We start from the raw sequence: 14,843 nt of genomic DNA, 5'->3' as shown, positions 1-14,843 counted from the left end.
ACCAGGTACGTGTGTCGACCTTCCCATCACGGGAGTCGACTCTTCAATCACGCGAGTCGACCTTCTGATCACGGGAGCCGACTCGTCAGTCACCTCTCGGAAGCCGCACTTCAGCCAAGGTGCTTGAGCGCCTCCCGTCGGGACAACCCGGACAGGCCCGGGTGCTCGTCCACGAACGACCGCACCCAGTCCGGCGCTGTCTTCGCGTACTCCCGCAGGGCCCAGCCGATTCCCTTGCGCAGGAAGAACTCCGGCTCGGCGATCGCGGGCTCGATCGCCCGGGTGAGCAGGTCGATGTCGGTCTCCTCCTTCGCTCCGACCTGGCAGATGATCGCCGTGCGCCGCCGCCAGAGGTCCCGGCCGGCCGCCCAGCTCAGCATGACCGGAGTGACCCGAGCACGGGCGGAGCGCAGGATCGGCCCGATCCGGCGGATGGCCAGCTCGTCCACGTAGTCCCACCACGCCCCGCTGACGATCATTTCCTCGTACATCGGGATCAATCCGGCGTCCTGCCACTTCCGGTATGCGCGATATCCGGAAAGATCGATGGCCGCGTACCGCTCTTCGCGGAATTCGGCGGTCCGCCACAACTGCAGGACGGTCGCCGAATACGTCACTCGATCGGGCAGTATGTGGTCGGCCAGCACCCGCTTGAGGAGCGCGCTGCGCTGGGGTTTCGCCACGCCGCGGAAGGGCATGGCCGACTTCATGTAGGCCCGCATCGCCGGTGCCTTCCCCGGGTCGGCCGCCTCGGCCAACCCGGCGCGAACCGCCTTGACCAGCTCTTCGTCCACGCTCACCCGTCCTCCCCGCCCGCTCCTGAGGGCCGCAGCGTACTGCCGGCCACCGACAGTTCCGCTGCGCGACGGACGGCGCAGGTACCGACGAAAGGCGGATGGCGGAAGCCGCGTCGGTCAGCGAGATTGTCCAGGGTTGCCGGTAGTTTCGTCGGAATCCGGCGAACTCTGTCGAACGCGGACGAAAAGGATGACTGTGAAAAGAATCGTTTCCGCCGTCGCCGCCGCGGGGCTCGCGGCCGGGCTGATGGCCGCCGCGCCCGCCGCCTCGGCGGATCCCGGGGCGCAGTTCACCCCCGCGCCGATCGCCTGGGGTCCCTGCACGTCGGCGAGCCTGAAGGCCAACGGAGCCGAGTGCGGTTTCCTCGAAGTGCCGATGGACTACGCGCACCCCGGCGGGGCGAAGGTCTCCGTCGCGGTCTCGCGGATCAAGCACAAGACGCCACAGTCCCAGGGGATCATGCTGGTCAACCCGGGCGGCCCGGGCGGTTCGGGCCTCGGCCTTTCGGTGCTCGGCAAGTACGTGCCCAACCACGCCGGGGACAACTACGACTGGATCGGCTTCGACCCGCGGGGCGTGGGGTCCAGCAAGCCCGCGATCAGCTGCGACGGGAACTACTTCAGCTACAACCGGCCCGCGTACGTGCCGACCACGCCGCAGCTGGAGAAGACGTGGCTCGCCCGCTCGAAGGGGTACGCCGACGCGTGCCGCAAGAACGGCGCGATCCTCGACCACCTCAAGACGACCGACGTCGCCCAGGACATGGACAGCCTGCGCAAGGCGCTGGGCGAGAAGCAGATCAACTACTACGGCTTCTCCTACGGCACCTACCTCGGCCAGGTGTACAGCACGCTGTACCCGAAGAACGTCCGCCGGATGGTGCTCGACGGCAACGTCGACCCGCGGAAGGTCTGGTACCAGGCCAACCTCGACCAGGACGTCGCGTTCGACAAGAACATCAAGATCTACTTCGACTGGCTGGCCAGGTACGACGACGTCTACCACCTGGGCAAGACCGGCAACGCTGTCGAGAAGCTCTGGTACGACACCCAGCGCAAGCTCACCAGGAACCCGGCGGGCGGGGTCATCGGCGGTGACGAGTGGACCGACATCTTCCTGCAGGCCGGCTACTACGTCTTCGGCTGGGTCGACATGGCCAAGGCCTTCGACGGCTACGTGCACAAGGGTGACTGGCAGACGCTGAAGGCGCTCTACGACGACTCGAACCCGCCCGGCAACGACAACGGGTTCGCCGTCTACCTCGGTGTGCAGTGCACCGACGTGCAGTGGCCGACCAGCTGGAACAAGTGGCGGGCCGACAACTGGCTGACCTACTTCAAGGCCCCGTTCGAGACCTGGGGCAACGCCTGGTTCAACGCGCCTTGCGTGTACTGGCCGGCGAAGGCGGGCAAGCCGGTGAACATCGACGGCGGCAAGGTGGCCGGTGCGCTGCTGATCAGCGAGGAACTCGACGCCGCCACGCCGTACACCGGCAGCATCGAGGTCCGGAAGCGGTTCCCGAACTCGAGCCTGATCAGCGCGCCGGGCGGCACGACCCACGCGGGTTCGCTGTCCGGGGTGTCCTGTGTGGACGACAAGATCGCCGACTACCTGGCCACCGGCACCCTGCCGAAGCGTCAGCCCGGCAACCACTCGGACGTCCAGTGCAGCCCGGTGCCGCCGCCGGTGCCCGACGGCGCCACCGCGCAGAAGTCGGACAGCTCCGCGAAGGCCGCCCAGGAGAAGCAGAGCATGCTGGCGCAGCTGCTGCACTTCTGAGCGGAAGAAGCTCCACCCGGTGCCCCGGTCCGGTTCGCCCGGACCGGGGCACCGTCTTGTCCGCCGGTCTCTCATCGTCGCCTCCTCGTGACGGCTCGTGGTCATCCGGGACGTTAGGGGAGGGGTCCGACAGTTTCGGAGCGAAGTCGCCCGTGAGCAGGGCGTGGCCGGAAATTGTCGGGGGTGCGCGCTAGCTTCACGGCATGTCGATCATCGAAGAGCGCCGGACCGAGATCCGGGCACACGGAATCACCTACAACCTCGTGGTCGCGACCAGGACGGACGTCGACCGCGCCGAACCCACCCCCAGGGTGATGATCACCCTGGAAGCCGGCGGACCCACCGGCGAACCGGTCGCCGAGGGCAGCCTCGACCTGGACGCCGAACTGGCGGACACGGTGGCCGACCTGGTGACGGACGGGCTGCTGTCCACGACCGGTGCGGGCCGGGCGCCGCGGCGAAGATCCGCGGGGCGGCCCGCCCAGCAGGGCCGCCCGTGGAGCGAGGAGATGGACGCGGAGCTGGAGAGCCGGTGGATCGCGGGGGAGAGCGTCGCGGAGATCGCGGCGCACTTCGAGCGCACCCCCGGCGGCATCCGCGCCCGGCTTCCCCGCGTGGGCTGCGATCCGGAGAACCCGGGCTGCTACCTCCCCGTCCCGCCGAGCAGGCGCACGGACCTGGACGAGGGCGAGCCGGGCTGAGCAGGCGGTGGGCCGGTCCACAGTGGACCGGCCCACCGCCTGCCGTCATCCCTTTCCGCCCTTCCTGAACGGAGTTGTTCCGATGAGTTTCGATCTCCTCGTGTGGCATGCGTCCGCGGTCGTGACCGCGGAGGAAGCCGACCGCAAGTACGAGCAGGCGATGGACGCCGATCCCGATACGGTCCCGTCGGACCCGCGGGCCGTCGCGTTCCACCGCGAACTGACCGCGCGTTATCCGGGCCTGACTTCCCTTCCCCCGGAAGAGTGGGAAAACAGTCCGTGGTCGGGCAACCCGGCCGTCTGCGGCGACGCGGTGATCATGACGATGGGCCGGCCCGCCGCCGACACGGTCTTCCGGTTCGCCGAGCCTGCGTGCCGGCTCGACGTCCGTGCTGTCGGCCTGCGACGGATCGCGGGTGGAGAACCCGGACGCGGCGCAGATCGAGGCGGTATTGGGGCGGCTGTCGCCGAAGAACTGGTTCGTCGTCCTCGAGCGGGGAGACCACTATGTCCAAGTCGGTCTCGGTGAGCGCGCGGCGACCCGTTCGCCTTGGCTCGCACTGGAACACCGCTCGGGCGGACCCGACCGGCACTTCCGCGTCGAGGTCGCGGACCGCGCCCGGATCGTCCAGGCCTTCATCGGCTTCGCCGACGGCGACGACAGCTGGCAGCAAGGGTTCGATTGGCGGCGAGTGGAGTACTGACAAGTCCGGCACCGCAACGCACCCGAGGGGGAGCAATGCCACACCACCGGTCAATCCCGCGCGCCGGAACCCGCAGCCGCGGCGGCGCGGGCCGCGAGCACCTTGAGGTGTTCGACCAGTTCCCGCGGTTCCTCGACCGTGAACGCACAGCCGAGCCCCAGCAGCCGGAACGCCAGCCAGTCCAGGGTGTCCGCGTGACTGTGCCACCGGCAGCGGCCGTCGTCCAGGTCGGTCAGCTCGCCGGTGGCCACGCCGAGGCGCGGCGCGATCCGCGCCGCCGGTTCCGCCAGCACGGCCACCGCCCGGAACGTCGGCAGGAGGTCGTAGAACCGGTCGAGAACGTAGGCCGCCAGATCGGCGGCGGGCGGCTGCCGTGGGGTGACGCGGCCGCCGGTCGCCTCGGCGTCGCGGACCCGGTCGACCCGGAAGATCCGCCAGTCCGCCCGGTCGAGGTCGTAGGCGACCAGGTACCAGCGGCGGCCGGCGGCCACCAGCCGGAGCGGCTCGGCCCGGCGCCGGGTCTCGGTCCCGTCGTTCGCGCGGTAGCGGAACCGGACCGTCTCGTGGTTGGTGATCGCGCCGGCGAACACCGTCAGCTGCGCCGGGTCGACGACGGGCCCGGCGGCCGGCACGGCGACGGTCGCCGTGCCGATCGTGCCCACCCGGCGGCGCAGCCGGGCGGGCAGCACCTGCTCGAGCTTCGCCAGCGCCCGCACGGACGCCTCCTCGATGCCGTCGACGGTCTGTCCCGCCGCGGTCCGCAGGCCCACCGCGATCGCGACGGCTTCTTCGTCGTCGAGCACCAGCGGTGGCATCGCGGTGCCGGCGACCAGCCGGTATCCGCCCGCGACGCCGCGGCTGGCTTCGACCGGGTAGCCCAGCTCGCGCAGCCGCTCGACGTCGCGGCGGATCGTGCGCGGGCTGACCCCGAGCCGATCCGCCAGCTCGCTGCCCGGCCACTCCCGGGGCGTCTGGAGCAGCGAAAGCAGGCCGAGCAGCCGGGCCGGGGTGTCCGTCATGCGCCCAGCATCCCAAGGTGGCCGGGGCCACTTCCCGGCAATCTCGTTTGTTTAGCCTTGCAAGGGCGTGCATAATCATGCGTATGACGGTGAACATCGCGGTGGCCGGAGCCAGCGGGTACGCGGGTGGTGAGCTGCTGCGCCTGCTCCTGACCCATCCCGAGGTCGAGATCGGTGCGCTCACGGCCGCCAGCAGCGCGGGCACGAAGCTGGGCGTCCACCAACCCCACCTGGTCCCGCTCGCCGACCGCGTCCTCGCCGAAACGACCCCGGAGACCCTGGCCGGCCACGACGTCGTGTTCCTGGCACTGCCCCACGGGCACTCCGCCGGGATCGCGGCCCAGCTCGGCCCGGACGTCCTGGTCGTCGACCTCGGCGCCGACCACCGCCTGGCCGACGCGGCCGACTGGCAGCGCTGGTACGGCGGTGACCACGCCGGCCAGTGGCCGTACGGCCTCCCGGAACTGCCCGGCGCCCGCGAGAAGCTCGCCGGCACCAAGCGCGTCGCCGTGCCCGGCTGCTTCCCGACCGGCGGCTCGCTGGCCCTGGCACCCGCGCTCGCGGCCGGGCTGATCGAGCCGGACGTCACGGTCGTCGCGGTCACCGGCACCTCCGGCGCCGGCAAGAGCCTCAAGCCGAACCTGCTCGGCTCCGAGGTGATGGGCTCGGCCAGCGCGTACGGCGTCGGCGGCGCGCACCGCCACACCCCGGAGTTCGCCCAGAACCTCTCGGCCGTCGCGGGCGAGAGGGTCACCGTGTCCTTCACCCCGGTGCTCGCGCCGATGCCCCGCGGCATCCTCACCACGGCCAGTGCCCCGCTCAAGGCCGGGGCCGACGAGGCTGCCGCCCGCGCGGCCTACGAAAAGGCCTACGACGCCGAACCGTTCGTCCAGCTGCTGCCCGCGGGCGCCTGGCCGGCCACCGCGTCGACGCTCGGCTCGAACAACGTCCAGCTGCAGGTCGCGGTCGACACCGACGCGCGGCGCCTGGTCGTCGTCGCCGCGATCGACAACCTCACCAAGGGCACCGCCGGCGGTGCCGTCCAGTCGATGAACCTGGCCCTCGGCTTCCCCGAGGCCACCGGCCTTTCCACCGTAGGAGTCGCACCGTGACCGTCACCGGCCCCCAGGGCTTCCGCGCCGCCGGCGTCGCCGCCGGGATCAAGGCCTCCGGCGCGCTCGACCTGACCCTGGTCGTCAACGACGGCCCCCTCGACGTCGCGGCGGGCGTCTTCACCCGCAACGTGATCAAGGCCGCGCCGGTGCTGTGGTCGCAGGAGGTGCTCAAGCAGCAGCGGCTGAAGGCCGTCGTCCTCAACTCGGGCGGCGCCAACGCGGCCACCGGCCCCGGCGGCTTCCAGGACACCCACGCCACGGCCGAGAAGGTCGCCGAAGTCCTGGACGCGGGGGCGATCGAGGTCGCCGTCTGCTCCACCGGCCTGATCGGCGAGCGGCTGCCGATGGAAGCCGTGCTGGCGGGCGTGGACACCGCGGTCAAGGCCCTCGACAGCAGTGCCGAGGCGAGCTTGAACGCCGCCAAGGGCGTGATGACCACCGACACCAAGCCCAAGCAGGCCTTCGCGAAGCACGAGAGCGGCTGGAGCGTCGGCGGTTTCGCCAAGGGCGCCGGCATGCTCGCGCCGAACCTCGCCACCATGCTGTCGGTGCTGACCACCGACGCCGTGGTGGACAAGGAGACCCTGGACCGCGCCCTTCGCGCGGCGACGCACGTCACCTTCGACCGGCTCGACGTCGACGGCGGGACGTCCACCAACGACACCGTCCTGGTCCTGGCGTCCGGCGCGAGCGGCGTCGAGCCCACCGAGGCGGAGCTCACCGAGCTGCTCACCGCGGTCAGCCACGACCTGGTGCTCCAGCTGCGCGCCGACTCCGAGGGCGCCACCAAGGACGTCGACGTCACGGTCCAGGGGGCGGAATCCGAAGCCGACGCGATCGCCGTGGCCCGCACGATCGCCGAGGACAACCTGGTCAAGACGGCGCTGTTCGGCTCCGACCCGAACTGGGGCCGGATCGCCATGGCGCTGGGCCGGGTCCCGGCGCGCATCGACCCGGAAACCGTGTCGATCGCGATCAACGGCGTCACCCTGTTCGCGCAGGGAATGCCCGCGGCCGACCGGTCCGAGGCCGACCTCACCGGCCGGGCCATCGAGATCGTCGTCGACCTCGGCGTCGGCGCGAGCGCGGCGACCATCTACACCACCGACCTTTCGCACGGTTACGTCGAAGAGAACAGCGCGTACTCCTCATGAACCAGGAGGCTCTGATTTCCGCGGACGAACGACTCGCGACGGCGGCCGAGAAGGCCGGGGTGCTCATCGAGGCGCTGCCCTGGCTGCAGCGGTTCCACGGGGCCACCGTGGTGGTGAAGTACGGCGGCAATGCGATGATCGACGACCAGCTGAAGGCGGCCTTCGCCGAGGACATGGTGTTCCTGCGGCTGGCCGGCCTGCGGCCGGTGGTCGTGCACGGCGGCGGCCCGCAGATCACCGCGATGCTCAAGCGGCTCGGCGTCGAAGGCGAGTTCAAGGGCGGCCTGCGGGTCACCACCCCGGAGACGATGGACATCGTCCGGATGGTGCTCACCGGCCAGGTCAGCCGCGAGCTGGTGGGGCTGATCAACGCCCACGGGCCGTACGCGGTCGGCATCTCCGGCGAGGACGCCCGGCTGTTCACCGCCGAACGCAAACAGGCCACTGTGGACGGTGAACAGGTCGACATCGGCCTCGTCGGCGAGGTCGCCGAGGTCAACCCGGACGCGGTGCTGGACATCGTCAACGCCGGGCGCATCCCGGTGGTCTCCACGGTCGCCCCGGACGTCGACGGCGTCGTGCACAACGTCAACGCCGACACGGCCGCGGGTGCGCTGGCGGCCGCGCTCGGCGCCGAAAAGCTCGTCGTGTTGACCGACGTCGAGGGCCTGTACGCGAACTGGCCTGACCGGTCGTCGCTGATCGACCGCATCCGCGTCGACCGCCTGGAGACCATGCTGCCGGACCTGGCCAGCGGCATGATCCCGAAGATGGAGGCGTGCGTGCGCGCCATCCGCGGCGGCGTGCGCCGGGCGCACGTGATCGACGGCCGCCTCGCCCATTCGGTGCTCCTGGAAGTCTTCACCTCGAGGGGCATCGGCACCATGGTCTTCCCCGAAACGGAGCTCCCGTGACCGACCTCAAGTCCAATGTGGACGGCCAGTCGCACTGGCAGTCCGCCCTGATGGACAACTACGGCACGCCCCAGCTGACGCTGGTGCGCGGCGAAGGCGCGAAGGTGTGGGACGCCGACGGCCGCGAGTACGTCGACCTGGTCGGCGGCATCGCCGTCAACGCGCTCGGCCACGCCCACCCGGCGGTCGTCGAGGCCGTCACCACGCAGATCAAGCAGCTCGGCCACACCTCGAACCTCTATGTCAACCCGGTGGCCGTCGAGCTCGCCGAAGCGCTGCTCGACGTCGCCGGTCTCACCGGCCACGGCAAGGTGCTGTTCGTCAACTCCGGCGCCGAGGCCAACGAAGCCGCGCTGAAGATCAGCCGCCTGACCGGGCGTACCAAGGTGGTCGCCGCCGAAGGCGCGTTCCACGGCCGGACGATGGGCGCGCTGACGCTCACCGGGCAGCCCGGCAAGCGCGACCCCTTCAAGCCGCTGGTGCCCGGGGTGGAGCACGTACCGTTCGGGGACGTCGCCGCGCTCAAGGCCGCCGTCGACACCGAAACCGCGGCCCTCTTCCTCGAGCCGGTGCTCGGGGAGGCCGGCGTCATCCCGGCGCCGGACGGTTACCTGCAGGCCGCCCGCGAAATCACCAAGGCCACCGGCACGCTGCTGGTGCTCGACGAGGTGCAGACCGGCCTCGGCCGGCTCGGCACCTGGTTCGGCTACCAGCAGGCCGGCATCGTGCCCGACGTGATCACCCTGGCCAAGGGCCTCGGCGGCGGGCTGCCGCTGGGCGCGGTGATCGGTGTCGGCGCGGCGGGCGACCTGCTCAAGCCGGGCCAGCACGGCACCACCTTCGGCGGCAACCCGGTGTGCTGCGCGGCCGGGCTGGCCGTGCTGAAGACCATCGCCGCGGACAATCTCCTGGACCACGTCTCCGCACTGGGCAAGGACATCGCGGCCGGGGTCGAGGCGCTGGACCACCCGCTCGTCGCCGGGGTGCGCGGCGCCGGCCTGCTGCTCGGCATCGCCCTCAAGCAGCCCGTCTCGGCCGCGGTCGCCAAGGCCGTCCAGGAGGCCGGCTACCTCGTCAACCCGGTCGCCCCGGACGCCATCCGGCTCGCGCCGCCGCTCGTGCTCGACGGCGAGCAGGCCGGAGGCTTCCTCGCCGCACTCCCGAACGCGCTCGACTCCACCACGAAGGACTCCGACTGATGCTCCGCCACTTCCTCCGCGACGACGACGTCAGTCCGGCCGAACAGAAGGCCATCCTCGACATCGCCGACGCGCTCAAGGCCGACCCGCTGGGCACCAAGACCCTGGCCGGCAAGTCGATCACGGCGATCTTCGAAAAGAACTCGACCCGCACCCGGTTCTCGTTCGAGGTCGGCATCAGCCAGCTCGGCGGGCACCCGGTGATCGTCGACGGCCGGTCCATGCAGCTCGGCCGCGAAGAAACCATCGAAGACACTTCGCGGGTCCTGTCGCGCTACGTCGACGGGATCGTGTGGCGCACCTTCGCGCAGAAGCGCATCGAGGCGATGGCCTCGGCCGCGTCGATCCCGGTAGTCAACGCGCTCACCGACGAGTTTCACCCGTGCCAGGTGCTCACCGACCTGATGACGATCCGGGAGCGCAAGGGCAAGCTCGCCGGGCTCACCCTCGTCTACCTCGGTGACGGCGCCAACAACATGGCGCACTCGCTGCTGCTCGGCGGGGTCACCGCCGGCATGCACGTCCGCGTAGTCTCACCGGTCGGCTTCCAGCCGGACCAGGGCGTGATGCTCGACGCGAAGAAGCGGGCGACCGAGACCGGCGGCACGGCGACCGTGTTCACCGACCCGTACGCGGCCGTCGACGGCGCCGACGTGCTCGTCACCGACACGTGGACGTCGATGGGGCAGGAGAACGACGGCCTCGACCGGGTGGGCCCGTTCCGCAGCCTCCAGATCAACGCGGAGCTGCTGAAGAAGGCCGCGGATGACGCGATCGTGCTGCACTGCCTGCCCGCGCACCGCGGCTGGGAGATCACCGACGAGGTGATCAACGGGCCGGCCAGCGCGGTGTGGGACGAGGCCGAGAACCGCCTGCACGCCCAGAAGGCGTTGCTGGTCTGGCTGTTCGAAGAGAGCCGACGATGACCGGCAGCCGGGTGGGACGGCAGGCGCGGATCACCGAGCTGGTGTCCACCATGACGATCCGCAGCCAGACCGAGCTGGCCAAGCTGCTGGCCGCCGAGGGCATCGAGGTCACGCAGGCGACGTTGTCGCGCGACCTCGACGAGCTGGGTGCGGTCAAGCTGCGCGGGCCGGACTCGGGCGCGCCGGTCTACGTCATCCCCGAGGACGGCAGCCCAGTCCGCGGGGTGCAGGGTGGCACGTCACGGCTCTCGCGGCTGCTGGCGGAGCTGATGGTCTCGGCGGACTCGTCGGGCAACCTGATGGTCCTGCGGACGCCGCCCGGCGCCGCGCAGTTCCTCGCCAGCGCGATCGACCGGGCCGCCCTCGAAGAGGTCGTCGGCTCGATCGCGGGCGACGACACCGTCGCCGTGATCGCCCGGGAACCCCTCCCGGGCAAGGAGCTGGCGGAGCGCTTCGCGGCCCTCGCGCAGCGCTCGGCGCACGAAGCAGGAGACGAAGGACCACCATGACCGCGCTCGCCGACATCTTCCCGGCCGAGGGCGAGTTCCTCGCGCCGGACGAGGTCGTCGTCACCTTCGACCGCGGGGTGCCGGTGGCGATCGACGGCGAGACCGTCTCCGTCGCCGAAGCGCGCCGGATGCTGAGCGCGCGCGGCGAGGCGCAGAGAATCGGCCGCCGCGAAGCGTGCGCCGCGCTCGAACGGCGCGCCGGCCGAGGATGCGCCAGTCTGACCGGCACCGTGTCGGGCGAAGTCCGCCTGGTCCTGTACGACGGCCGGGTGACCGCCCGGGACCTGAATCCGACGAACACCGAGGAGAAGCGAGAACAGTGAGCGGGAACGAGCAGCCGGTGCAGCTGTGGGGCGGCCGGTTCGCCAGCGGTCCGGCGGAGGCCATGGCCGCGCTGAGCGCGTCCACGCACTTCGACTGGCGCCTGGCGCCCTACGACATCGCCGGGTCCCGCGCGCACGCGCGCGTGCTGCGCAAGGCAGGCCTGCTCACCGAAGACGAGCTGGCCGGCATGCTGGCCGCGCTGGACACCCTCGCCCAGGACGTCGCTTCGGGGCAGTTCACCCCCACGATCGCCGACGAGGACGTGCACACCGCCCTCGAACGCGGCCTGCTCGAACGGGCCGGCGTCGAGCTCGGCGGCAAGCTGCGGGCCGGCCGGTCCCGCAACGACCAGGTGGCCACGCTGTTCCGGATGTGGCTGCGGGACGCGGCCCGCCGCGTCGTCGCCGGCACCCTGGAGGTCGTCGACGCGCTGGTGTCGCAGGCGAAGCGGCACCCGGACGCGATCCTGCCCGGCCGGACGCACCTGCAGCACGCCCAGCCGGTGCTGCTCGCGCACCACCTGATGGCGCACGGCCAGGCCCTGCTGCGCGACGTTTCGCGGCTGCAGGACTGGGACGCCCGCACGGCGGAGTCGCCGTACGGCTCCGGCGCCCTCGCCGGCTCGTCGCTGGGACTCGACCCCGAGGCCGTCGCGGAGGAGCTGGGCTTCGCGTCCAGCGTCGAGAACTCGATCGACGGGACCGCTTCGCGGGACTTCGTCGCCGAGTTCGCGTTCGCCGTCGCGATGCTCGCGGTGAACCTGTCCAGGATCGCCGAAGAGGTGATCATCTGGAACACCGCCGAGTTCGGCTACGTGACGCTGGACGACGCGTGGGCCACCGGCAGCTCGATCATGCCGCAGAAGAAGAACCCGGACGTCGCGGAGCTGACGCGCGGCAAGGCGGGCCGGCTGATCGGCAACCTCACCGGCCTGCTGGCCACCCTGAAGGCGCAGCCGCTGGCCTACAACCGCGACCTGCAGGAGGACAAGGAGCCGGTCTTCGACTCGGTCGAGCAGCTCGAGCTGCTGTTCCCGGCGATCGCGGGCATGCTCGCTACGCTGACCTTCCACACCGACCGGCTCGCCGACCTGGCCCCGGCCGGCTTCACGCTCGCCACGGACATCGCCGAGTGGCTGGTGCGCCAGGGCGTTCCGTTCCGCGTCGCGCACGAAGCCGCGGGCGAGAGCGTCCGGGTCGCCGAATCCCGCGGGGTCGGCCTGGACCAGCTGACCGACGAGGAGTTCGAGAAGATCAACCCGGCGCTCACCCCGGACGTGCGCGGCGTGCTCACCGTCGAAGGCTCGGTGAAGTCCCGCAACGCCCGGGGCGGCACGGCGCCGGAACGCGTGGCCGAGCAGCGGGCCCGGCTCGAAGAACGGGTCACCGCGGCCCGCCAGTGGCTCAACTGAGCCGCTCGTTACGCTCGGGTGGCCGACGGGACGAGGGGAGATCGTGTGAGTGACCGGCTGTTCACCCGTGAAGAGCTGGCCCTCGACCCGGTCGACCTGGCCCACCTGCTGCTCGGCTCGGTTCTGGAGGCCGACGGTCCCGACGGCACCGTCGGCGTCCGCCTGGTCGAGGTCGAGGCCTATCGCGGCGAGGACGACCCGGCGTCGCACTGCTACCGCGGCCGGACCCCGCGCAACGCCGTCATGTGGGGTCCGGCAGGGCACCTGTACGTCTACTTCGTCTACGGGATGCACTTCTGCGCGAACATCGTCGGCTCGACCGACGGCGTCGCCGGAGCGGTGCTGCTGCGGGCGGGCGAGGTCGTCACCGGCCTCGACGTCGTCCGCAAGCGCCGGCCGAACGCGCGGGGAACCGGCGAGCTCGCCAAGGGGCCGGCCATCCTCACGTCGGTGTTGCGCATCGACCGGCAGGAGAACGGCGCCGACCTGACCGACCCGGCGTCGCCGGTCCGGCTGCACGTGGGCGAGCGGGTGCCGGCCGAGCAGGTCCGCAGCGGCCCCCGCGTCGGCGTCGCGATGGCGATGGACACGCCGTGGCGGTTCTGGGTCGACGGCTCACCGGCCGTGTCCACCTACCGCCGCGGCGGGAAGCGCCGGGTCCGACCCGCCAGCTAGTCGGTTGACCTGGTGCGGGAGGATCTACAGGCGTGAGCGAACACATCCTCGACGAGCTGTCCTGGCGCGGCCTGATCGCGCAGTCCACCGACATCGACGCCCTCCGGCGCGAGCTCGACCAGGGCCCCGTGACGCTCTATTGCGGGTTCGACCCGACCGCGCCCAGCCTGCACGCCGGCAACCTGGTCCCGCTGCTCATGCTCAAGCGGTTCCAGCGGGCCGGGCACCGGCCGATCGTGCTGGCCGGCAGCGCGACCGCGATGATCGGCGACCCGCGCGACACCGGTGAGCGCTCGCTGAACAAGGCCGACGTCATCGCCGAGTGGGCGGTGCGCATCCGCGGCCAGCTCGAGAAGTTCGTCGACTTCGACGACTCGCCCACCGGGGCGGTCGTCGTGAACAACCTGGACTGGACCGGCGAGCAGAACGTGCTGGAGTTCCTGCGCGACGTCGGGAAGCACTTCTCGGTGAACGTCATGCTCAACCGGGACACGGTCCGGCGCCGGCTGGAAGGCGACGGCATGTCCTACGCCGAGTTCAGCTACCTGCTCCTGCAGTCCCAGGACTACCGGCAGCTGTACCGCGAGTACGGCTGCAAGCTGCAGGTCGGCGGGTCCGACCAGTGGGTCAACCTCGTCGGCGGGGTGGACCTGATCCGCCGCACCGAGGGCGCGAGCGTGCACGCGGTGACCGCGCCGCTGGTCACCGACTCGGAGGGGCGCAAGTTCGGCAAGTCGACGGGCGGCGGCAGCGTCTGGCTCGACCCGGAGATGACCTCGCCGTACGCCTGGTACCAGTACTTCGTCAATGTGGGTGACGCCGACGTGGTCCGCTACCTGCGGATGTTCACGTTCCTCGACCAGGAGGAGATCGCGGCGCTGGACGAGGACACCAAGGAGCGTCCCCACCTGCGCGCGGCCCAGCGCAAGCTGGCGGAGGAGTTCACCACGCTGGTGCACGGCGAGGAGCAGACCCGGCAGGTGATCGCCGCCAGCCAGGCCCTGTTCGGTCGCGGAGAGCTCCGCGACCTGGACGAACGCACCCTCGACGCGGCGATGGCCGAGGTGCCGAACGGCAAGGTCGACCCCTCGGGCGCGCCCACGATCGTCGACCTGCTGCTCGCCGGGGGACTGGTGGACAGCAAGGCCGCCGCCCGCCGCGCGGTCAAGGAGGGCGGCGCGTACGTCAACAACGTGAAGGTCGCGGACGAGGAGTGGACGCCGGCGGCGGGCGACGCCCTGCACGGCAAGTGGCTCGTGGTCCGCAAGGGCAAGCGGAACGTCGCCGGCGTCGCGCTCGGCGGCTGAGCGGCCTCCGGGCCCGAAACAGGGCCTTGACCTGCGGGAACGCGGTTAAGGGACCCCCCTGTTTCGGGCCTCCGGAGGGGGTGTAAAGTTCTCCAAGTCGCCAGGGAGACCGGGCGGCCGCCGGGACACGAACCAAGCTCTCGCGGATCGCGATTGAGTGGGTGTCTCACCAAAACTGCTAGGAATGACTCGCTTCGAGCGGGCCGCTTGATCGCGGCGGGTTCGGGGTGTGTTGCTTGAGAACTCAACAGTGTGCTAGTGAACTAAGCCAGTAGAGCTTATTTATGGTAACCCCCTCGTCGGGGTTT

The 14,843-nt window shown here is 71.0% G+C and carries 15 protein-coding genes; 13 read left to right on the top strand and 2 right to left on the bottom strand.

Annotated elements, in window-relative coordinates:
* Positions 1–110 precede the first annotated feature (110 nt).
* Positions 111–800: a DNA alkylation repair protein gene (locus AB0G28_RS41630; protein ID WP_361102913.1), complete on the bottom strand. Its 690-nt coding sequence runs from the start codon at positions 798–800 to the stop codon at positions 111–113.
* Between the two features lie 193 nt (positions 801–993).
* Here AB0G28_RS41630 and AB0G28_RS41625 point away from each other — a divergent pair, with 193 nt between their 5' ends.
* From AB0G28_RS41625 to AB0G28_RS41615, 3 genes are all read left to right on the top strand, one after another.
* Positions 994–2,577: an alpha/beta hydrolase gene (locus AB0G28_RS41625; protein WP_361102967.1), complete on the top strand. Its 1,584-nt coding sequence runs from the start codon at positions 994–996 to the stop codon at positions 2,575–2,577.
* A gap of 203 nt (positions 2,578–2,780) precedes the next feature.
* A complete protein-coding gene (locus AB0G28_RS41620) occupies positions 2,781–3,278 on the top strand; it encodes a helix-turn-helix domain containing protein (RefSeq protein ID WP_361102911.1) in 498 nt (165 codons plus the stop codon).
* Between the two features lie 416 nt (positions 3,279–3,694).
* A complete protein-coding gene (locus AB0G28_RS41615; RefSeq protein ID WP_361102909.1) occupies positions 3,695–3,982 on the top strand; it encodes a hypothetical protein in 288 nt (95 codons plus the stop codon).
* Positions 3,983–4,032: 50 nt separating this feature from the next.
* Here the strand turns inward: AB0G28_RS41615 and AB0G28_RS41610 are convergent, their stop codons facing one another.
* Entirely contained in the window at positions 4,033–5,001 is a 969-nt protein-coding gene (locus tag AB0G28_RS41610) for a YafY family protein (RefSeq protein WP_361102907.1), read from the bottom strand.
* Positions 5,002–5,084: 83 nt separating this feature from the next.
* Here AB0G28_RS41610 and argC point away from each other — a divergent pair, with 83 nt between their 5' ends.
* From argC to tyrS, 10 genes are read left to right on the top strand one after another with little or no spacing between them, the layout of a single operon-like run.
* On the top strand, positions 5,085–6,113 hold the full coding sequence (argC, locus tag AB0G28_RS41605; RefSeq protein ID WP_361102905.1) for an N-acetyl-gamma-glutamyl-phosphate reductase: 1,029 nt from the start codon (positions 5,085–5,087) through the stop codon (positions 6,111–6,113).
* Positions 6,110–7,270 (top strand): bifunctional glutamate N-acetyltransferase/amino-acid acetyltransferase ArgJ, encoded by a 1,161-nt coding sequence (gene argJ, locus AB0G28_RS41600; protein WP_361102903.1) that lies wholly within the window; start codon positions 6,110–6,112, stop codon positions 7,268–7,270. The genes argC and argJ overlap by 4 nt, the downstream gene beginning before the upstream one ends.
* Positions 7,267–8,184, top strand: a complete 918-nt coding sequence (argB, locus tag AB0G28_RS41595; RefSeq protein WP_361102901.1) for an acetylglutamate kinase — start codon at positions 7,267–7,269, stop codon at positions 8,182–8,184. Before argJ ends, argB begins: the two co-directional genes overlap by 4 nt.
* The gene (locus AB0G28_RS41590) at positions 8,181–9,383 is read left to right on the top strand and encodes an acetylornithine transaminase (protein WP_361102899.1); all 1,203 of its coding nucleotides are present in this window, start codon (positions 8,181–8,183) and stop codon (positions 9,381–9,383) included. Before argB ends, AB0G28_RS41590 begins: the two co-directional genes overlap by 4 nt.
* Positions 9,383–10,309, top strand: a complete 927-nt coding sequence (gene argF, locus AB0G28_RS41585) for an ornithine carbamoyltransferase (protein WP_361102897.1) — start codon at positions 9,383–9,385, stop codon at positions 10,307–10,309. The genes AB0G28_RS41590 and argF overlap by 1 nt, the downstream gene beginning before the upstream one ends.
* Positions 10,306–10,818 (top strand): arginine repressor, encoded by a 513-nt coding sequence (locus AB0G28_RS41580; RefSeq protein WP_361102895.1) that lies wholly within the window; start codon positions 10,306–10,308, stop codon positions 10,816–10,818. The genes argF and AB0G28_RS41580 overlap by 4 nt, the downstream gene beginning before the upstream one ends.
* Positions 10,815–11,141, top strand: coding sequence for an argininosuccinate synthase (locus AB0G28_RS41575; RefSeq protein WP_361102893.1), 327 nt, complete (start codon positions 10,815–10,817; stop codon positions 11,139–11,141). Before AB0G28_RS41580 ends, AB0G28_RS41575 begins: the two co-directional genes overlap by 4 nt.
* Complete coding sequence (gene argH, locus AB0G28_RS41570; protein WP_361102891.1) at positions 11,138–12,553, top strand: argininosuccinate lyase; 1,416 nt, start codon at positions 11,138–11,140, stop codon at positions 12,551–12,553. Before AB0G28_RS41575 ends, argH begins: the two co-directional genes overlap by 4 nt.
* A gap of 45 nt (positions 12,554–12,598) precedes the next feature.
* Positions 12,599–13,228 (top strand): DNA-3-methyladenine glycosylase, encoded by a 630-nt coding sequence (locus AB0G28_RS41565; protein ID WP_361102889.1) that lies wholly within the window; start codon positions 12,599–12,601, stop codon positions 13,226–13,228.
* A 32-nt stretch (positions 13,229–13,260) separates the two neighbouring features.
* Positions 13,261–14,535 (top strand): tyrosine--tRNA ligase, encoded by a 1,275-nt coding sequence (tyrS, locus tag AB0G28_RS41560; RefSeq protein ID WP_361102886.1) that lies wholly within the window; start codon positions 13,261–13,263, stop codon positions 14,533–14,535.
* Positions 14,536–14,843: the final 308 nt, after the last annotated feature.

The sequence above is a fragment of the Amycolatopsis sp. NPDC021455 genome (genome assembly GCF_040640995.1).
Classification (GTDB): Bacteria; Actinomycetota; Actinomycetes; order Mycobacteriales; family Pseudonocardiaceae; genus Amycolatopsis.
The sequence above is the reverse complement of the archived record's forward strand: the minus strand, read 5'-3'. Positions and strand labels throughout refer to the sequence as shown.